Source organism: Candidatus Accumulibacter similis (assembly GCA_013347225.1).
GTDB lineage: Bacteria > Pseudomonadota > Gammaproteobacteria > Burkholderiales > Rhodocyclaceae > Accumulibacter > Accumulibacter similis.
In genome coordinates, this window is sequence record CP054595.1 from 1074981 (window position 1) to 1092568 (window position 17588).

Below are 17588 nucleotides of genomic sequence, written 5' to 3' on the forward strand. Positions count from 1 at the left end.
ATTTCCATGAGTCGTGACATGAGACCCCGCAAGGCGCCGCCCGGCAGGAAGTCGGCTGGCGGCACGCTGTTCGGCCTGTTCATCGGCCTCGTCATTGGTGTCATCGCGGTTGCCGCTGTCGTCTGGTATGTCAGCAAGGCGCCGCTGCCCTTTACGACTACCGGCCAGCAGCCCAAGCCGCCGCCGCCGGTTGGCAGCAAGCCGGCCGGCCAGCCGGCGAGCGAAGTGCCGCCGGTCGCGGCGGCGCCGGCGGCGCCGGTGGCGCTGCCGGGCAAACCAGGCGACCCGATTCCCGAGAAGCCGCGTTTCGATTTCTACAAGATCCTGCCGGGCAATGCGGAAGCGGTTCCCGACCCCAAGCCCGATGAAGCCAGACCGGCGCAGCCGGTGCCGACGATCGGCAAGCCCACCGAAACGAAGCCGATCGAGACCAAGCCAGCCGAGACCCGGGTGGTGGAAGCGAAGCCGACGGAAGCGAAGCCGGCAGAGAGCAAGACTGCAGACGGCAAGACTGCAGAGGGCAAGGCACCCGCCGGCAAGCCGGCCGAGGCGAAGGGTGAGAACACCCTCAAGGAGCCGATCTATCTGCAGGCGGGTTCGTTCCTGAGCGCCAGCGATGCCGACAACCAGAAGGCCCGACTGGCGTTGCTTGGAGCAGAGGCCCGCATCCAGCAGGTGATGCTGCAGGACAAGGTCTGGTACCGTGTTCGCCTCGGGCCGTACCACAAGATGGACGAGGTGAACCACATGCGCGCCGACCTCGCCAAGCAGGGGATTGACGCCAACGTCGTTCGCCGGGAGTGAAAGCCGGTGCGGTGATCGTCGCGAGGCGACCGCGCGGGAAGGAAGCAGCTCAGACCGATCGCTGAGGAGTGGGCAGGCAACGGCGCCGATCGGTCGCGCAGCAGATTCATTGGCAACCTTGAAGGAGAAGACATTGAGGCATTCACGTTCCCCCGGATGGCTGCTGGCCGTCGTCATCGCCCTGCTGGCGGCAGCGCTGCCGGTCCGGGCCGAGCTCGTTGCCGGACGCGATTACGTCGTAATCGTTCCCCAGCAAACGACCGACAACCCGGCAAAGATCGAGGTCGTCGAGTTCTTCTCGTACGCCTGTCCGCATTGCAGCGAACTGCACCCGACCCTGAGCAAGTGGTCGTCGGCGCTGCCGGCCGACGTCGTCCTGAAGCGTGTGCCGATCACCTTCGGCCGCCAGCAGTGGGCGCCGCTGGCCCGCCTGTTCTACGCGCTCGAGGCCACGGGCGACCTCGCGCGGCTCGACAACGCCGTTTTCGAGACCCTGCACCGCCAGGGCGGCAAGCTCTTCGACGACAAGAGCGTCATCGAGTGGGCAACGGCACGCGGCATCGACCGCCAGAAGTTCACCGATGCCTACAATTCCTTCGGTGTCGTCAGCAAGGTCAAGCAGGCCGACCAGATGGCAAAGGCGTACGCGATTCAAGGCGTCCCGGCGCTCGCCGTCGATGGCAAGTACCTGGTCACCGGCAAGGACCTCAAGGACTTCAACGCCTTGCTGGCGCTGACCGACCAGGTGATCGACAAGGTCCGGCGCGAGCGCGGCAAGAAGTAGGACCAGCGCGCACCTGACCTCGGCAACTGACGTGCGTCGCGCCGGGCAGCGGACATCGCCGGCGCGCCGCTGAGTCGTCGGCCGTGCATCGCGTCTTCATCACCGGCGCTTCCTCCGGCATCGGCCGCGCGCTGGCGGAGCACTATGCCGCGCGCGGGGCGCAACTCGGGCTTGTCGCCCGGCGGCCCCAGTTGCTGCATGAGCTGTCGACGCGCTGGCCAGGACAGGTCAGGGCCTACCCGCTCGACGTCACCGACGCCGCCGCCCTGCGCGCGGCGGCCACGGACTTCATCGCCGCTGTCGGCGTCCCCGATGTCGTGATCGCCAACGCCGGTGTCTCGGTCGGCACGCTGACCGAGCACGCCGAGGATCTCGAGGCGATCCGGCGGGTGATCGACGTCAACCATTTCGGCATGGTGGCGACCTTCTCACCCTTCATTGCCGGCATGCGCCAGGCCGCTCGCGGCCGCCTGGTCGGCATCGCCTCGCTCGCAGGTGTCCGTGGTCTCGCGGGTGCGGCAGCCTATTGCGCGTCGAAGGCGGCAGCGATCAGCTATCTCGAAAGCCTGCGCCTCGAACTGCGCGATTCGGGTATCCGCGTGGTCACCATCTGCCCGGGCTACGTCAGGACACCGATGACCGAGGTGAATCGGTTCCCGATGCCCTTTCTGCTTGCCGCCGACGAGGCGGCGGCGCGCTTCGCCCGCGTGATCGAACGGGGCAGCAGTTACAGCGTCGTGCCGTGGCAGATGGCGGTCGTCGGCAAGCTGTTGCGGCTGCTGCCGAACGCCGTCTATGACCGCCTGTTCGCTGCCGCCCCCCGCAAGCCCCGCCGGCAACCACCGAGCTAGCGCGTCGTGGTCGTGCCGGGGGAGCGTCGGCGCGTCACCAGTCGATCGCCCTGCGGTCGCGGAAGAAGCCCCCGCTGGGGCCATCGTCCGGCAGCAGGGCGGCCCAGACGATGCCGCTGGCGCCCTCTTCGGCACTGCGGGTTGCGTTGTCGCCGCCCATTCCGGTGCGGCACCAGCCGGGGCAGACCGAGTTGATCTTGATCGGGCTGCCTGCGAGTTCGCTCGCCGCCAGACGGGTCAGCGCGTTCAGCGCCGCCTTCGACATCCGGTAGCCCGGCCAGAAACCGCCCATTTCGCTCAGTTGCCCCATTCCCGAAGAGACATTGACAATGCGCCCGTAGCCATTTTCGCGCATCAGCGGCACGCAGGCCTGCAACAGGCGCAACGCCGCCAGCGCGTTGCAGTCGATCGTCGCCGCGACGGTTTCCGGATCGACGGCGAAGACGCTCGCCGCCGGCGGGGGACGGGCAAAGTCGCGTGCTTCCGGAAAGATGCCGGCGTTGTTGACCAGGATGTCGACGCGGCCGAACTCGCGTCGCAGACGGGCGGCGAGGGCGGCGATGGCGCTGCCGTCGGTGACGTCGGCGAGGTGCGGCAGGACGTCGAGGCCCTCGTCTTGCAGGCGCGCGGCGGCGGCCTCGATCGCCTCGGCGTTGCGCCCGACCATCAGGACCTTGCAGCCGGCAGTCGCCAGATCCCGCGCCACCGCCAGTCCGATGCCACGTGCCGCTCCGGTCACCACGGCAAGTTTGTGAGCTAGCATGTGTCTCTCCTCCTGTCCGAAGATGGTGCATGATGCAGTGGTCTGACGCGCTCGGCAAGCTCCACGCTCGCCATCCGGGGTTGCCTCGGATCGTCTCGCTGGTGCCGAGTCTGACCGAGCTGCTGATCGCCCTCGGGCTCGCCGAGCACCTGGTAGGTCGCACGGGTTTCTGCGTCCACCCGCGCGAGGCCGTTCGCCGCATTCCGAAGCTCGGTGGGACCAAGGGCTTCGACCGCGAGCGACTGCGTGCGCTGCAGCCGACACACGTGCTGGTCAATATCGACGAGAACCGGCGCGACGAAGTCGCTGCGCTGGCTGACTTCGTACCGCACCTGATCGTCACCCATCCGCTGGCGGCGCGCGACAACCTCGATCTCTACCGCCTGCTCGGGGGCATCTTCAATCGCGAGGCGGAGGCAGCAGAGCTGTCCGCCGCCTTCGAGCGCGAATGGGGGGCGCTTGCCGAAGTCGCCGCCGCGCTGCCGCGGCAGCAGGTGCTGTACCTGATCTGGCGCGAGCCGTGGTTCAGCGTTGCCCGCGACACCTACATCTCGCGCATGCTGGCGGCAGCCGGTTGGGACACGCTGCCGTCCGTCAGTGCGCAGCGCTACCCGCAGATCGAGCTGGCGGAGGCGATCCGCGACGCCGAGATCGTCTTCCTCGCCAGCGAACCCTACCCGTTTCGCGAGCGTGACCGGCGGCGACTGCAAGGCGAGATGGCCAACCGCTGCTGGCAGCTGATCGACGGCGAGATGGTCTCCTGGTACGGCAGCAGGGCGGTCATGGGCCTCGCCTATCTGCGCCGGCTGCGGCTTCGCCTCTGTCAATCGGCTGGAACTTGACGAGCATCAAGCTCCGGTCAGGCGGGGTCACTATACTGGCGTGCTTCGTGCAACAGGGTCTTTCGCCATGGCAGCTCGCAAGATACCCCAGCTCATTTGCCCGGCGGGCAGCCTGCCGGCGCTCAAGGCCGCGGTAGACCACGGGGCAGACGCCGTCTATCTCGGTTATCGCAACGATACCAACGCGCGCAATTTCGCCGGACTCAATTTCGACCACAAGGCAATGGTCGAAGGGATCCGCTACGCCCAGGCACGCCACTGTCAGGTCCTGATGGCGATCAACACCTTTGCCCAGCCGGGGCGCTTCGCCGACTGGCAGCGAGCGGTCGACGGGGCGGCAGATCTTGGCGTCGACGCCGTCATCCTTGCCGATGTCGGCCTCCTCGACGACAGCAGTCGCCGCCATCCGGAGCTGCGTCTCCACCTTTCGGTGCAGGGCTCGGCAACGAACTACGAGGCGATCAACTTCGCGCAGCGCGAGTTCGGCGTGAAGCGCGCCGTCCTGCCGCGCGTCCTGACCCTGGCACAGGTCGAGACGGTGATCCGCAACACTACGGTCGAGATCGAGGTCTTCGGCTTCGGCAGTCTGTGCGTGATGAACGAGGGGCGTTGCTGGCTCTCCTCGTACGCCACCGGTGAGTCGCCGAACACCGTCGGCGCCTGCTCGCCGGCGAAGTTCGTGCAGTGGCAGAGATCGCCGGACGGCATGGCAACGCGGCTGAACGGCATTCTGATCGACTGCTTCGCCGATGCCGAACCGGCCGGCTACCCGACGCTGTGCAAGGGGCGTTTCGAAGTGCAGGGGGAAACCTATTACGCGCTCGAAGAACCGACGAGTCTCAACGTGCTCGAAATCCTGCCCGAGATCGCCCGCATCGGTGTCGCCGCGATCAAGGTCGAAGGCCGCCAGCGCAGCCCGACCTACGTCGCGCAGGTGACGCGCACGCTGCGTGCGGCGCTCGACGGGCTCGCGAGCGCCGAGCAGGGCTTCAGCGTCCGCCCGGCGTGGCAGGCCGAACTCGCCCGACTGGCCGAAGGCAGCCAGGTGACGCTCGGTGCCTACAGCCGGCCGTGGCGCTAGCTGGGCGACGAACGATGAAGCTCTCGCTTGGACCGTTGCTCTACTTCTGGCCGAAGCACGAGGTCTACGAGTTCTACGCCGAAATGGCGCAGAACCCGGCGATCGACATCGTCTGCCTCGGCGAAGTCGTCTGCTCGCGCCGGCAGCAGATTCGCACCGCCGACTGGCTGGGCCTGGCGCGCGATCTCGCCGCGGCCGGCAAGGAGGTCGTCATTGCCGCGCAGGCGCTGCTCGAATCGGAGAGTGACCTGAAGGCGCTGCGACGCCTGGCCGATGCGCTGTGCGAGATCCCCGGCTGCCTGCTCGAGGCCAACGATCTCGGCGCGGTCGGCATTGCCGCCGGTCGGCCGTTCGTTGCCGGGCCCCATCTCAACATCTACAACGAGGTCACGCTCTCGTCGTTCGCCCGCCGCGGCATGCGGCGCTGGCTGCCGCCACTCGAGGCCGACCGGCGGCTGATCGGGACGCTGCACGGCGCGCGTCCAGCCGGCGTCGAGACCGAGGTCTTCGTTTTCGGCAAGCTGCCACTGGCCTTCTCCGCCCGTTGCTTCACCGCCCGCCATTACAATCTCGGCAAGGACGACTGCCAGTTCCGCTGTCTCGACCACCCGCAGGGGATGACCCTGCGCACCCGCGAGGGGCAGCCGTTCCTGACCATCAACGGCATCCAGACGATGTCGGCGCAGACCTATAGCCTGCTGCCGCAGGTTCCCGATCTGCTGGCGATGGGCGTCGAGGTGATCCGCATCAGTCCGCAGCGGCAGGCGATGGCGGCGGTCGTCGCCGCCTTCGACGCTGCTCGGCGTGGCGAAGCGCTGGCTCCGGATACCGCGGGCTGGGCCAGCGACGGGTTGGTGGACGGCTACTGGTTCGGCGCTGCCGGGATTGCCAGCCACCAGGCTGCCGCGCCTGTCAATCGGGAAGGAATTCATTCATGAGTCAGGGTTTCACGATTCCGAGCTTCAAGTTGCCGGGCGTCCTCTCGACGATCGGTGCCCATCTGCCGCAGTGGCCGCACTCGCTGGCTTTGGCGACGGCGCTCAACGTCGCCGCCAGGGTCGGCCTGCTGCCGGCCGACAGCCTGGCGCAGCTCGCGGACCGCAGTTTCGTCGTCGACGTGCTCGATACCGGCGGCGTCGCTTCGTTCATCTATCGCGACGGGCTCTTCCGCCCACTGCTGACCGCCCCGCAGGCGCCTGATCTGTGTTTCCAGGCCAACCTGTCGGCTTTCCTGCAGCTGCTGGCACGGCAGGAAGACCCGGATACCCTCTTCTTCAAGCGCGAACTGTCGATCGTCGGCGACACCGAGCTGGGGCTGCTGGTCAAGAACATGCTCGACGCCATCGAGTGGCCGCCCTTGCCGCGACTGTCGCTCTTCCAGCGTTGAGCCCGCGGGTCGCCCGGACGACTGGCGCCGGCGTCGCGGCGAAGCATGTCGTCAGCGTCACCGGCTAGCGCGCCACTGATCGCCGGTGTCGCCTGCGCTCTCGGTGCCGGCATGCTTTGGGGACTGGTTTTCGTCGTTCCGCTGCTGCTGCCCGAGTATCCGCCGGCGATACTGTCCTTCGGCCGCTACCTCGGTTTCGGGCTGATCGCGCTGCTGCTCGCCTGGAGCGGCCGCAGGCGTCTGCTGCGGCTGCAGCGCCAGGATTGGCGCGTGGCTTTCGAGCTGGCGCTGGTCGGCAACATCCTCTACTACCTTTTCCTGGCGGCGGCAATCCAGCTCGCCGACGCGCCGTTGCCGACGATGCTCATCGGGACCCTGCCGATCGTCATCGCCATCGTCGCCAATTTCGGCAGCGAAGCGTTGCCATGGCGTCGTCTGCTGCCGTCCCTGACGGTGATCGCGATCGGCATCGCCCTCGTGAACCGCCATGAGATGGCTTTGCTCGGCGGGCAGCGCAGCGCCGACGACTACCTGCGCGGAGCGCTGCTGGCGCTGGCGGCGGTCGCCACCTGGACCTGGTATCCGGTGCGCAACTCACGCTGGCTGCGGCAGCGGCCGCAGATCGGTTCCGGAACCTGGGCGCTGGCGCAGGGGCTGGCGACGCTGCCACTGGCAGCGATCGGCATGGCCGCTGCCGGGTTCTGGTCGGACGGCAGCTTCGACTACCCGCTGGGACCGCAGCCAGTGCGCTACGTAGGGCTGATGCTGACGCTCGGTTTCTGTGCCTCATGGCTCGGCACCCTGCTCTGGAATCGTGCCAGCCAGTTGCTGCCGACGGCTCTCAGCGGCCAGTTGATCGTCTTCGAGACCCTCGCCGCCTTTGCCTACGCCTTCATCTGGCGCGGCGCGCTGCCCGGCGGCTCGGCGCTGCTCGGCATCGGCCTGCTGCTGGCCGGCGTCGTTCTCGGCGTGCGCGCCTTCCGCGCCGGCTGAGCGGTCCGTCGGTCGCCGACGGCGGCCGTCCGTATCGTCCGCCGGCGCGATCGATCGTACTGTGGCGTCGCGCGTGGTCGCGCTTGTGCGATCATTGCCTGGTCGCGCCCGCCAGTGGCGCACAAGCGTCACGGGGGCGCCAAGGGCGCCGATCAGCGGGGGTGAGCGATGCGAGTCTTTCAGATTCAGGACGACTGGGGGCTGGGCAATCTGCGCCTGGCCGAGAGAGGGCGACCGCAACCCGGGCCGGGGCAGGTGCTGCTGCGCATGCGCGCCGCTTCGCTCAACCATCGTGACCTGGTCGTTCCGGAGCGCGGCTATGGCAGCTTCACCGGGACGTTGCCGCTGATTCCCGTGTCGGACGGCGTCGGCGAGGTGGTCGAGGTCGGTCCCGGCGTCAGCCGTGTTGCACCGGGTGACCGGGTCTGCCCGTGCTTCTTCCAGGGCTGGATCAGCGGTGACCCGGACCTGCGTCGCATGACGGGGTCGCTCGGCGGTCCGCTCGATGGCGTGATGGCCGAGTTCATGTGCCTCTCCGAGCAGGGCGTGGTGAAGGTCCCGGGCTGTCTCGGTGACCTCGAGGCGGCGACGCTGCCATGCGCGGCGTTGACTGCCTGGAGCGCGCTCGTCACGCATGGCCGGGTCGGCCCCGGCGAGCGGGTGCTGATCCAGGGCTCGGGTGGCGTGGCACTGTTTGCCCTTGCCTTTGCCAGGATCGCTGGTGCCCACGTCACCGTCATTTCCTCGAGTGACGAAAGGATCGAGCGCCTGCGGGCGCTCGGCGCCGACGCGACGATCAACTACACGCGGACACCCGAGTGGTCGAAGGCCGCACGCGAGATCACCGGCGGGCGTGGTTTCGATCACATCGTCGAGTTGGGCGGCGAGAAGACGCTGCCGCAGTCGTTGCGCTGCATTCGTGCCGGGGGAACGCTGTCGATCATCGGCGTCCTGTCGGGTTCGTCGCCGGCGATACCCCTGGGCCTGATCGTCACGCGGCAGGTGCGGCTGCAGGGGATCACGGTCGGCCATCGCGACGGCTTCGAGGCCATGCTGCGGGCGCTCGAGCAACACCGGCCGGCGATCACGGTGGACCGGGTCTTCGAGTTCACGGCGCTCGGGGAGGCATTGGCCTATCTCAGGAGTGGCGCGCAGTTCGGCAAGATCTGCATTCGCCACCCCGACTAGCGGCCGGCATGCGGCGGTCTCGGGACCCCGTTGACCAGCCAGCGCCGCCGCGCCACTCCCAGTGCGTTGCCCTTCCTTCCCCGCCTGCGGTTGGCGAGGCCGGCGGCGGGCGTCGGGCAGGGTGCTAGAATGCCGTCGATGCTGGTTCTCGGAATCGAATCCTCCTGCGACGAAACGGGCGTGGCGCTGTATGGCAGCGTTGGCGACGGCGGCTTGCTGGCGCACGCCCTGCATTCCCAGGTCCGCATGCATGCCGAATACGGTGGAGTGGTTCCCGAGCTCGCGTCACGTGATCACATCGGCCGCCTCGTACCGCTGCTGCGGCAGGTTCTTGCCGCCAGCGGCTGTTCGTTGGCGCGGGTCGATGCCATTGCCTACACGCAGGGGCCCGGCCTCGCCGGTGCCCTGCTCGTCGGCGCCGCCTTTGCCGAGGCCCTGGCGACGGCCCTGGCCGTGCCAACGCTGCCGGTACACCACCTCGAGGGCCACCTGCTGTCGCCGCTTCTGTCGGCGCGGCCGCCGCGTTTTCCCTTCGTCGCACTCCTCGTATCGGGCGGGCACAGCCAGCTGATGCGCGTCAGCGGCGTCGGCGAGTACGAGTTGCTGGGCGAGACGCTCGATGACGCGGCCGGCGAAGCCTTCGACAAGACAGCCAAACTGCTGGGCCTTGACTACCCGGGCGGCCCGGCGCTGGCGGCACTCGCCGACAGCGGCCGGCCAGGACGGGTGAAGCTGCCGCGGCCGATGCTGCGCTCCGGTGATCTCGATTTCAGCTTCAGCGGCCTGAAAACCGCCGTCTTGACCCGCGTGCGCGAGTTGGGCCCGCTCGACGACGAGCAGCGGGCGGACATCGCCTGCGGATTTCAGGAAGCGATCGTCGAGGTGCTGGTGAGCAAGGCACTGCGCGCAGTCCGCGCAAGCGGCCTGCGGCAACTGGTCGTTGCCGGCGGTGTCGGAGCCAACCGCGAATTGCGCCGGCAGCTCGATGTGCGCGCGGCGCGGTCGCGCATCGACGTCTTCTATCCGGAGTTTGAGTTCTGTACCGACAACGGCGCGATGATTGCGCTGGCTGGCGCGCTGCGGCTGCAGGCGGGGCTTGTCGGCAAGGCACCCGGCGCGTTCGCGGTGCGCCCGCGCTGGCCGCTGACCGGCGCGGGCTAGTGCGGCTGTGGACCGCTGCCGTGGATCGAAGGGCTGCCGACTCGGCGAAAGCCAGGATCTGGCCCCATTCGCTCTCGTGGTTCCCCCCGGCAAGGGGCGATTGTGCGTCTCCGGCCCGACGCAACGGACTACTTGCGCTTGCTGCCAATCCGCGGTTCGCTGCCGGCCAGCAGTCGTTGCAGGTTCTGCCAGTGCTTGCCGATCAACGCCATGGCGATGATGCCGATCACCAGCACCATGCCGTCGTTACCCCAGAGCAGGATGGCGTAGAGCGGCGCCGCGGCGGCTGCGACGAGTGCCGCCAGCGACGAATAGCGCATGGTGAGGGCGACGAACAGCCAGGTGGCGAGCGTTGCCAGGCCGAGCCATGGGTTGATCGCCAGCAGGACGCCGGCGGCGGTGGCGACACCCTTGCCGCCCTTGAAGGCGAGGAAGACCGGGTAGAGGTGGCCGAAGAAGACGGCCAGCGCAACGAGGCCGACCGTCAGCGGTCCCAGACCGTACGGCGGTGCGTAGTGGGCGGCGAGAAAGACCGCCAGCCAGCCCTTCGTCGCGTCACCGATCAGCGTCAGCAGGGCGGCGCCCTTGTGGCCACTGCGCAGGACGTTGGTCGCGCCGGGGTTCTTCGATCCGTAGCTGCGCGGGTCGGCGAGGCCGAAGACGTGGCTGGCGATGAGCGCGAAAGGCACCGACCCGAGCAGATAGGCGGCGAGGACGGCGAGCAGGGTGAGCAGTATCGATGACATCGGCTGGGTGATCCCGGGGTTCCGGCGTACGGCCTGCGCGGAAGGCTATAGAATGCGCGCTCTGTCGCCACCTTTCCGGCAGCGCGGCGTCATCATACACCACGCCGCCGGCACACCCACCCGAGCCTTGGCCGCATGGACATCATCTTCATCAACGAACTGCGCGCGACGACGCTGATCGGCATCTACCCGCGCGAGCGAGCCATGCCACAGACGGTCGAGATCTCGCTGCAGATCGGCACCTCCACGGCCAGCGCCGGCGCCAGCGACGACATCGGCGACACGATCGACTATGCGCGCGTCGTCGACCGCCTGCGCGGCGAACTCGCAGCCCGCCATTTCAACCTGCTCGAGCGGCTCGCCGAGTATGTGGCGACGCTGCTGCTCGAGGACTTCGGCGCCACCTGGGTGCGCGTCTCGATCGCCAAACTGGGCATGATGCGCGGCGTTGCGCGGGTCGGCGTGGTCATCGAGCGCGGCGCTGCCGCCTGACTTGGAGCCCGCTGCGGGCCGGCCGGCGGCCCTATTTCATTGCTGTCTGCCGCTGGCTCGTACATTGCCTGAGCAATGCGCTCGACATTATTGATTGTTTTCCTGTCTGTCAGCTTGGCGTAAGCCTTGTCGCGTAGAAATGTCCCCGGAAGGCCCTGCTTACGGCAGTGCTTCTTGCAATCCCACAATATTGGAGGAGACAACTCATGGAAGACCGAGGCAAGGCCTACTGGTCGGCGACGCTCAAGCTGATCTGGGGCATCCTTATCGTCTGGTTCCTGGTATCGTTCGTCGCAGGAATCCTGCTCGCGCCGCAACTGGACAGTATCAAGCTGGGCGGCTATCCGATGGGCTTCTGGTTCGCCCAGCAGGGTTCGATGTACATCTTCATCGCGTTGATCTTCATCTACGCGAAGCTGATGGACAGCATCGACCGTCGTTTCGACGTTCACGAACAATAGGAGGCGAGTCATGGATCTGCAAACCACCATCTGGCTCGTTGTCGGCGTGACCTTCGCGCTCTACATCGGCATCGCCCTGTGGGCACGCGCCGGCAGCACCAGTGAGTTCTACGTCGCCGGCGGCGGCGTGCCGCCGGTGATGAACGGCATGGCGACGGCCGCCGACTGGATGTCGGCGGCTTCGTTCATCTCGATGGCCGGCCTCATCTCGAACATGGGTTATGGCGGCGGCCTCTTCCTGATGGGCTGGACCGGTGGCTACGTCCTGCTGGCTGTCCTGCTGGCGCCCTACCTGCGCAAGTTCGGCAAGTTCACCGTGCCGCAGTTCATCGGCGACCGCTTCTATTCGAAATCGGCGGCGACGGTGGCGGTTGTCTGCCTGCTGACCGCGTCGCTGACCTACATCATCGGCCAGATGACCGGTGTCGGCGTCGCCTTTTCGCGTTTCCTCGGCGTCTCGAGCGACACCGGCATCTACGTCGGACAGGCGATCGTCTTCGTCTACGCCGTATTCGGTGGCATGAAGGGGATCACCTACACGCAGGTCGCGCAGTACATCGTGCTGATCTTCGCCTACATCATCCCGGCGGTGTTCATCTCGGTGCAGCTCACCGGCATGCCGATTCCACAACTCGGTCTCGGTTCGACGATGAGCGGCACCGACGTCTCGCTGCTCGTGCGTCTCGACCAGGTGGTCACCGAACTCGGCTTCGGCAAGTACACGACGACGACCGCCGGCAGCACGCTGAACATGTTCGTGTATACGGTGTCGCTGATGATCGGTACCGCCGGCCTGCCGCACGTCATCATGCGCTTCTTCACCGTGCCGACGGTCCATGCTGCGCGCCTTTCCGCCGGTTGGGCGCTGGTCTTCATCGCGCTGCTGTACACCACGGCGCCTGCCGTGGCGGCGATGGCACGCTACAACCTCAACGCGACGGTGACGCCGGGGATCAAGACCAACGCCGACCTCTACCTGCCGGAATCGAACCTCAAGGCCGAGGATCGTCCGGACTGGATGAAGCGCTGGGAGAAGACTGGCCTGCTGAAGTGGCAGGACAAGAATGGCGACGGTCGCATCCAGTATTACGACGACAAGACCAAGAACCCAGAGGCCAAGGCCAAGGCCGAGGCTGCCGGCTGGAAGGGCAACGAGCTGACGGTCAACGCCGACATCATCGTCCTGGCCAACCCGGAAATCGCGCTGCTGCCGAACTGGGTGATCGCGCTGGTCGCGGCCGGCGGTCTGGCCGCGGCGCTGTCGACGGCTGCCGGCCTGCTGATGGCGATTTCGGCGGCGATCTCGCATGATCTCGTGAAAGGCGTCTTCGCGCCGAACATCAGCGAGAAAGGCGAACTGCTCGCCGGCAAGATCTCGATGGCGGTGGCGATCGTCATCGCCGGCTGGCTTGGACTCAATCCGCCCGGCTTTGCTGCCGGAACGGTGGCGCTGGCCTTCGGTATCGCCGCGAGTTCGCTCTTCCCGGCGATCATGATGGGCATCTTCTCGAAGAAGATGAACAAGGAAGGCGCGATGTGCGGCATGCTTGCGGGCCTGTTCATCACCTTGTTCTACGTCTTCGCGCACAAGGGAATCTTCTTCATCAAGGGGACCGAGTACCTCGACCTGATCGGTGGGGCCAACAGCTTCTTCGGCATCACCCCGGAGGCCTTCGGTGCGGTCGGCGCGCTGGTCAACTTCATCGTCGCCTTCCTGGTCGACAAGGTGACGAAGGAGCCGCCGGAGCACATCCAGCATCTGGTCGAGAGTGTCCGTGTGCCGCGTGGTGCCAAGGCAGTCGATGGCGCGCACTGAGCCTCGCTGAGTCGTCGTCACCGCTGCCGCCGGCACGCCGGCGACAGCGGCAGGCCGTCCCCGCCGGCACAACCGGCGGGGTTTTTCATTGTTTGGTATTGTCGATTGGGCAGCAGCAGCCGAACGACCGGAGTGAGCGATGGATCTCAGCCTCGCCCTGACCTGGATCATGTTTCTCGGCCTCTTTCCGCTGGCGTTCTTCTGGCTGCGGCGGGCATGGCGAATCCTCTTTCGGCGTGACTACTCGGAAGTGGCGCTGAAGCGTGGCGAACCGCCACCGAACGCGGAGCGCTACGCACCCTACACCGCAGCGATCAACCTCGTCGCCGGCGGCGTAGCGGTGAGCGTCATCCTGCTGGTGGTGATCAGCGGCATTCCCTATGAGACGTGGACGGCGATCGCCGGCTCGACGATCTGGCTGAAGTTCTTCGGCGACTTCATCGTCAGCCGGCAGGCGCGCGCCAACTGGGGCAACGCGGACAAGGGGTAGGCCGTCCGAGGGGGGTAGGCCGTCCAACGGGGTCGCTGCCGGGCTTCGCTCGCCAGCGCGACGGAGCGAGTCCGTGGCAGGCCGCAGTGGGTGCGCTGGCGCGGCGATCGGCCAGCCAGCCACCGCCGGCAGTGAGCCGCCGCGTGTCAGTCTTCCGCCGCGATCGCCTCGAGAACGCTCGCCCGGCGACCGACGCGCTGCTGGAAGGCCGCCAGCGGCGGCCAGCGGCCGATGTCGATGGCGACCTCGCTGCTCCAGGCGAGTACGGCAAACAGGTAGGTGTCGGCGACCGTGAAGTGCTCGCCGAGCAGGTATTTCCTGCCTTCGAGGCGGGCGGCGACGTAGCCCAGCCGGCTGGCGATGCCTTCCTGCAGGTGGCGCCGGTAGTCCTCGGGCGTGTCGGATCTGAACAGCGGCACAAAGCTCTTGTGCAGTTCGGATGCGATGAACGCCAGCCATTCCTGCAGGCGGTAGTGTGCGAGCGTGTGGGCGCGTGGGGCGATGCCGCTCTCCGGGACGCGGTCGGCGATGTACTGCAGGATCGCGGCGGTCTCGGTCAGCCGCTCGCCATCGTCGAGTTCGAGCACCGGAACGCAGCCTTTGGCGTTGATCGCCGTGAAGTCGCTGCCGTCGGCAAGCTGGTGCCGGCGGAGATCGACGCGGACGAGATCGAAATCGAGTCCAGCCTCGCGCAGCGCGATGTGCGGCGCCAGCGATGAGGTGCCGGGAGCGAAGTAGAGCTTCATCTCGAGGCTGCCCGGCACGCGCGGCGTCGATTCTTCCGTCTCCTCGATGCCGGGAAGGCGGCTGAGTTCGACGCTGAGGAAGCCGCTGTTGTTGCCATAGGCAAAGGCCGAGTCGTTGGCGAAGAAGTAGAGGAAACCGGGCTCGCTGATCTCGATCTCGCAGCCATTCGGCGTGGCGATCAGGCTGCTTTCGTCGTCGACGCGGGCGACGCCACCGACGGCGCTCTCGATCAACCCGGTCAGCATGTTCTCCGTATCGGCATTGCTGGCTTCGAGGTCGGGCCGCGGATGGATGGCGGCAACGAGTGAGAACCACGGCCGCCGTTCCATTCGGCGGCTGCCTTCAGCGAGTTGCCGGAACCACGCTTTCGACTCATAGCCGTCGGCGTCCGCCGACACATCCTTGTCCAGCCAGGCGCCGCTGGCCTCGATGCGGTAGCGCTCGCCGACGTCGACCTCGACGCCGGAAGCGTTCCACCATTTGTGGGCATAGACCGGGAAGCGTGTCGATCCATCTATCGGCAGCTTGCGGAACGGTGGGGCTTCACGTTCGGCCTGCAGTTGCTCCTCCGGCACAGGCTCTTCACCACGATAGAAGGGGGCGCAGATCGGGATGTCCTCGAGGGCCTTCGGTCGATAGTCAAGTCGTCCCTGCAGCCGCTGCAGCACGCTCGGATGGATCTCGGCGTCGTCCGGAATCCTGCGCTCCCTCGTCGGCCGTGTCCGCCAGACCGGGCCGCGGGTCTCGTCGTGCCGATCCTGCAGGCAGTCGGGCGCCAGCGCCGGCAGCAGTTGGCCGGGCAGGAGCCGCAGGCCGGCGTCGAGCTCGTTGACCTCCTGCACCATCCATTCGAGGGCGATGTCGGCCAGCCCATGGCTGTCGTAGCCACCGCCGACATCGGCATGCGAGCCGGCAAACCAGACCTGCCTGATCCCCTCGCGCTCGGCCCATAGCGTCGGGACGAAGTCGGCGCGCTGTTCATCGATGGCCAGTGCCTGGCGACCGTATTCGACGCGCGGACTCAGCTCTCGGTTGCGGAATTTCAGGAAGCGGAGCTCATCGCGGTCAATCAGCCGCAGCCCGTTGAAGAGCGGCACGCCGAGTTCGCCAACGGTGTCCCAGACGCCGATCATGCGGATCGGTGTTTCGTCGTTGTGCTTCCAGAAGCGGGCGCCACGCTTCTTGCCGCGGTCGTCCTTGTAGATCAGCCAGATCCGCTCCGCCTCGTCGGCGGCATCGTCATCGTCGGCCTCGCCGGCGGCGAGCAGACCCGTGTAGGCGATGAACTCGCCGAGACTGCGGGCCGCCCAGGCACCGCGCGAGAAGCCGAAGAGCCAGATCTTGTCGCCGCGCTCATACACCTGCGAGATCAGCAGGTAGGCGTCGATCATGCTGTCGTGCAGGCCGATTCCCTGCGTACCACGCAGGATGCCCTGGGAGCGCCCGCCGCTGCCGACGCTCTCGAGATGGAAGGCGGCGAGTTGCTCGCCGGTCCTGACGAGATGCGACCGGATCGGTCCACTCTCCTCGACCTGGCGCTCCTCGCCGGGCAGCATCTGGAACAACCGGTATGCGTTGGTTCGCTCGACGGGGTCGTTCCAGCTTCCGTCCAGGCAAACGACTATCTGCTTGCTCATCGCCTGTCCTCCTTGTGTGCGTGTTGCCCACGGCCTGCCGGCGACCGACTCGACGCCAGGCAGCCGTCGGCCGTCAGCCGCGTGCGACGGAAATCAGCCGCCGGTCGGCGGGGTCGCCGGCGGGTTCGACCTGGGCAGCGACAGATCGAGTTCCTTCGCCTTGCTGTCGGAGATGATTTCGAACAGCGTCACCACCTTCTTCACCTCGCTCGTCGTGCGCGCCACCTGGATGGCGGCGTCGGCTTCACGCTGTGTCACCATTCCCATCAGGTAGACCACCGCGGCTTCGGTGACGACCTTGACATGGACAGGGTTGAACTTGCCGGCGTCGACGAAGCGGCTCTTGACGCGGGTGGTGATGTAGGCGTCGTTGCTGCGTGCGGAGAACGACGTCACCGGGCCGACCGTCAGCTCGTTGTACAGCCCCTGCACCTGCGGCACGGCACTGACGATGCTCTCGACCTCGATCCGCACCTGTTCCGAGGGAACCTCGCCGGTGATCAGCACCTTCCGGTTGTAGCTGGTGAAATTGGCGTGGACGTTCTCCCAGGGCTTTTCGCCGACGCGGGCACTCGCCTTCCACTCGATCGATTCGTCGTCGGTCTGCGTGCCGAGCGAGCGGCGATCAAAGGCTGCCAGCGCGCCACCGCTGGCGCCGGCAGCGACCATCGGCACGCACCCCTGCAGCAGGATGGGCAGCAGGGCAGTGCCGAGGAGCGCCCCCGCGGCAAGCAGTCGTTTCATTCTTCAACTCCCATCAGCAGGCAATCGATGCCGTCGCAGAGACAATGGATGACCAGCAGGTGCGTTTCCTGGATCCGCGCCGTGCGCTCGGCAGGAACGCAGATGTGCACATCGTCCTCGTGCAGCATCTCGCCGATCGCACCGCCGCCCTTGCCGGTCAGCGCGACGACCCGCAACTCGTTCTCGTGCGCGACATCGATCGCCGCGATGACGTTGGCCGAGTTGCCCGAGGTCGAGATGGCGACGAGAACGTCACCGGGCTGGCCCAGTGCGCGCACCTGCTTCGCGAAGACGGCCTGGAAACCGTAGTCGTTGGCGATCGCCGAGAGGATCGAGGTGTCGGTCGTCAGGGCGATCGCTGCCAGTTCGTGGCGCTCGACTTCGAAGCGCCCCACCAGTTCGGCGGCCAGATGCTGAGCGTCGGCAGCCGAGCCGCCGTTGCCGCAGGCGAGGATCTTGCCGTTGTTCAGCAGGCAGCCGACCATCGTCTCGATCGCCCGTGCGACCGGTTCCGCCAGCGCTTCGCTGGCGTCGAGCTTGGTCTGGGCGCTGTCGCTGAACTGCTGGCGGATACGGTGGTTCAGATCCATCGGCGGCGTTT

Annotated in this window: 19 protein-coding genes; 14 read left to right on the forward strand and 5 right to left on the reverse strand. The window is 67.1% G+C overall.

From position 1 onward, the window contains the following. Nucleotides 1–6: 6 nt before the first annotated feature. The 3 genes from HT579_04895 (at nt 7) to HT579_04905 (ending at nt 2439) form a co-directional block, all read left to right on the forward strand. A complete protein-coding gene (locus HT579_04895) occupies nt 7–804 on the forward strand; it encodes an SPOR domain-containing protein (protein ID QKS28329.1) in 798 nt (265 codons plus the stop codon). Between the two features lie 133 nt (nt 805–937). Beyond that, nucleotides 938–1588 (forward strand): thiol:disulfide interchange protein DsbA/DsbL, encoded by a 651-nt coding sequence (locus HT579_04900; GenBank protein ID QKS28330.1) that lies wholly within the window; start codon nt 938–940, stop codon nt 1586–1588. A 98-nt stretch (nt 1589–1686) separates the two neighbouring features. After that, the gene (locus tag HT579_04905; protein QKS31506.1) at nt 1687–2439 is read left to right on the forward strand and encodes an SDR family oxidoreductase; all 753 of its coding nucleotides are present in this window, start codon (nt 1687–1689) and stop codon (nt 2437–2439) included. Between the two features lie 34 nt (nt 2440–2473). Here the strand turns inward: HT579_04905 and HT579_04910 are convergent, their stop codons facing one another. Beyond that, nucleotides 2474–3202, reverse strand: a complete 729-nt coding sequence (locus tag HT579_04910) for an SDR family NAD(P)-dependent oxidoreductase (GenBank protein ID QKS28331.1) — start codon at nt 3200–3202, stop codon at nt 2474–2476. A gap of 32 nt (nt 3203–3234) precedes the next feature. On the opposite strand from HT579_04910, the gene HT579_04915 reads away from it, so the two are divergent. The 7 genes from HT579_04915 (at nt 3235) to tsaD (ending at nt 9854) form a co-directional block, all read left to right on the forward strand. Beyond that, complete coding sequence (locus HT579_04915) at nt 3235–4044, forward strand: ABC transporter substrate-binding protein (GenBank protein ID QKS31507.1); 810 nt, start codon at nt 3235–3237, stop codon at nt 4042–4044. A gap of 67 nt (nt 4045–4111) precedes the next feature. After that, nucleotides 4112–5125: a U32 family peptidase gene (locus HT579_04920; GenBank protein QKS28332.1), complete on the forward strand. Its 1014-nt coding sequence runs from the start codon at nt 4112–4114 to the stop codon at nt 5123–5125. A 14-nt stretch (nt 5126–5139) separates the two neighbouring features. Beyond that, a complete protein-coding gene (locus HT579_04925) occupies nt 5140–6063 on the forward strand; it encodes a U32 family peptidase (protein ID QKS28333.1) in 924 nt (307 codons plus the stop codon). Continuing rightward, complete coding sequence (locus tag HT579_04930; GenBank protein QKS28334.1) at nt 6060–6512, forward strand: SCP2 sterol-binding domain-containing protein; 453 nt, start codon at nt 6060–6062, stop codon at nt 6510–6512. Before HT579_04925 ends, HT579_04930 begins: the two co-directional genes overlap by 4 nt. Nucleotides 6513–6557: 45 nt before the next feature. Continuing rightward, nucleotides 6558–7505 carry a DMT family transporter gene (locus HT579_04935; GenBank protein QKS28335.1) on the forward strand — a complete coding sequence of 316 codons (948 nt, stop codon included), beginning with the start codon at nt 6558–6560 and terminating at the stop codon, nt 7503–7505. Nucleotides 7506–7673: 168 nt separating this feature from the next. Continuing rightward, nucleotides 7674–8693 carry an NAD(P)-dependent alcohol dehydrogenase gene (locus HT579_04940; protein QKS28336.1) on the forward strand — a complete coding sequence of 340 codons (1020 nt, stop codon included), beginning with the start codon at nt 7674–7676 and terminating at the stop codon, nt 8691–8693. 138 nt (nt 8694–8831) lie between these two features. Then, on the forward strand, nt 8832–9854 hold the full coding sequence (gene tsaD / locus HT579_04945; protein QKS31508.1) for a tRNA (adenosine(37)-N6)-threonylcarbamoyltransferase complex transferase subunit TsaD: 1023 nt from the start codon (nt 8832–8834) through the stop codon (nt 9852–9854). Between the two features lie 128 nt (nt 9855–9982). On the opposite strand, the gene plsY is transcribed toward tsaD, so the two are convergent. Then, nucleotides 9983–10600, reverse strand: a complete 618-nt coding sequence (gene plsY / locus HT579_04950) for a glycerol-3-phosphate 1-O-acyltransferase PlsY (GenBank protein ID QKS28337.1) — start codon at nt 10598–10600, stop codon at nt 9983–9985. A 135-nt stretch (nt 10601–10735) separates the two neighbouring features. On the opposite strand from plsY, the gene HT579_04955 reads away from it, so the two are divergent. The 4 genes from HT579_04955 to HT579_04970 all read left to right on the forward strand — a co-directional run bounded on the left by HT579_04955 (nt 10736) and on the right by HT579_04970 (nt 13859). Continuing rightward, nucleotides 10736–11092, forward strand: coding sequence for a dihydroneopterin aldolase (locus HT579_04955; GenBank protein ID QKS28338.1), 357 nt, complete (start codon nt 10736–10738; stop codon nt 11090–11092). A 206-nt stretch (nt 11093–11298) separates the two neighbouring features. Beyond that, a complete protein-coding gene (locus tag HT579_04960; GenBank protein ID QKS28339.1) occupies nt 11299–11553 on the forward strand; it encodes a DUF4212 domain-containing protein in 255 nt (84 codons plus the stop codon). Nucleotides 11554–11563: 10 nt separating this feature from the next. Further along, nucleotides 11564–13369, forward strand: coding sequence for a cation acetate symporter (locus HT579_04965; protein ID QKS28340.1), 1806 nt, complete (start codon nt 11564–11566; stop codon nt 13367–13369). 139 nt (nt 13370–13508) lie between these two features. Then, a complete protein-coding gene (locus tag HT579_04970) occupies nt 13509–13859 on the forward strand; it encodes a hypothetical protein (protein QKS28341.1) in 351 nt (116 codons plus the stop codon). 146 nt (nt 13860–14005) lie between these two features. On the opposite strand, the gene gstA is transcribed toward HT579_04970, so the two are convergent. The 3 genes from gstA to HT579_04985 all read right to left on the reverse strand — a co-directional run bounded on the left by gstA (nt 14006) and on the right by HT579_04985 (nt 17577). Further along, entirely contained in the window at nt 14006–16243 is a 2238-nt protein-coding gene (gene gstA / locus HT579_04975; GenBank protein ID QKS28342.1) for a glutathione transferase GstA, read from the reverse strand. A gap of 93 nt (nt 16244–16336) precedes the next feature. Further along, a complete protein-coding gene (locus HT579_04980; protein QKS28343.1) occupies nt 16337–16987 on the reverse strand; it encodes a BON domain-containing protein in 651 nt (216 codons plus the stop codon). Next, nucleotides 16984–17577 carry a phosphoheptose isomerase gene (locus HT579_04985; protein ID QKS28344.1) on the reverse strand — a complete coding sequence of 198 codons (594 nt, stop codon included), beginning with the start codon at nt 17575–17577 and terminating at the stop codon, nt 16984–16986. The genes HT579_04980 and HT579_04985 overlap by 4 nt, the downstream gene beginning before the upstream one ends. Nucleotides 17578–17588 lie beyond the last annotated feature (11 nt).

Coding starts and splice junctions, on each gene's coding strand:
- HT579_04895 (QKS28329.1), top strand. CDS start 7: ATGAGTCGTGACATGAGACCCCGCAAGGCGCCGCCCGGCAGGAAGTCG.
- HT579_04910 (QKS28331.1), bottom strand. CDS start 3,202: ATGCTAGCTCACAAACTTGCCGTGGTGACCGGAGCGGCACGTGGCATC.
- HT579_04915 (QKS31507.1), top strand. CDS start 3,235: ATGCAGTGGTCTGACGCGCTCGGCAAGCTCCACGCTCGCCATCCGGGG.
- HT579_04920 (QKS28332.1), top strand. CDS start 4,112: ATGGCAGCTCGCAAGATACCCCAGCTCATTTGCCCGGCGGGCAGCCTG.
- HT579_04925 (QKS28333.1), top strand. CDS start 5,140: ATGAAGCTCTCGCTTGGACCGTTGCTCTACTTCTGGCCGAAGCACGAG.
- HT579_04930 (QKS28334.1), top strand. CDS start 6,060: ATGAGTCAGGGTTTCACGATTCCGAGCTTCAAGTTGCCGGGCGTCCTC.
- HT579_04935 (QKS28335.1), top strand. CDS start 6,558: ATGTCGTCAGCGTCACCGGCTAGCGCGCCACTGATCGCCGGTGTCGCC.
- HT579_04940 (QKS28336.1), top strand. CDS start 7,674: ATGCGAGTCTTTCAGATTCAGGACGACTGGGGGCTGGGCAATCTGCGC.
- tsaD (QKS31508.1), top strand. CDS start 8,832: ATGCTGGTTCTCGGAATCGAATCCTCCTGCGACGAAACGGGCGTGGCG.
- plsY (QKS28337.1), bottom strand. CDS start 10,600: ATGTCATCGATACTGCTCACCCTGCTCGCCGTCCTCGCCGCCTATCTG.
- HT579_04955 (QKS28338.1), top strand. CDS start 10,736: ATGGACATCATCTTCATCAACGAACTGCGCGCGACGACGCTGATCGGC.
- HT579_04960 (QKS28339.1), top strand. CDS start 11,299: ATGGAAGACCGAGGCAAGGCCTACTGGTCGGCGACGCTCAAGCTGATC.
- HT579_04965 (QKS28340.1), top strand. CDS start 11,564: ATGGATCTGCAAACCACCATCTGGCTCGTTGTCGGCGTGACCTTCGCG.
- HT579_04970 (QKS28341.1), top strand. CDS start 13,509: ATGGATCTCAGCCTCGCCCTGACCTGGATCATGTTTCTCGGCCTCTTT.
- gstA (QKS28342.1), bottom strand. CDS start 16,243: ATGAGCAAGCAGATAGTCGTTTGCCTGGACGGAAGCTGGAACGACCCC.
- HT579_04980 (QKS28343.1), bottom strand. CDS start 16,987: ATGAAACGACTGCTTGCCGCGGGGGCGCTCCTCGGCACTGCCCTGCTG.
- HT579_04985 (QKS28344.1), bottom strand. CDS start 17,577: ATGGATCTGAACCACCGTATCCGCCAGCAGTTCAGCGACAGCGCCCAG.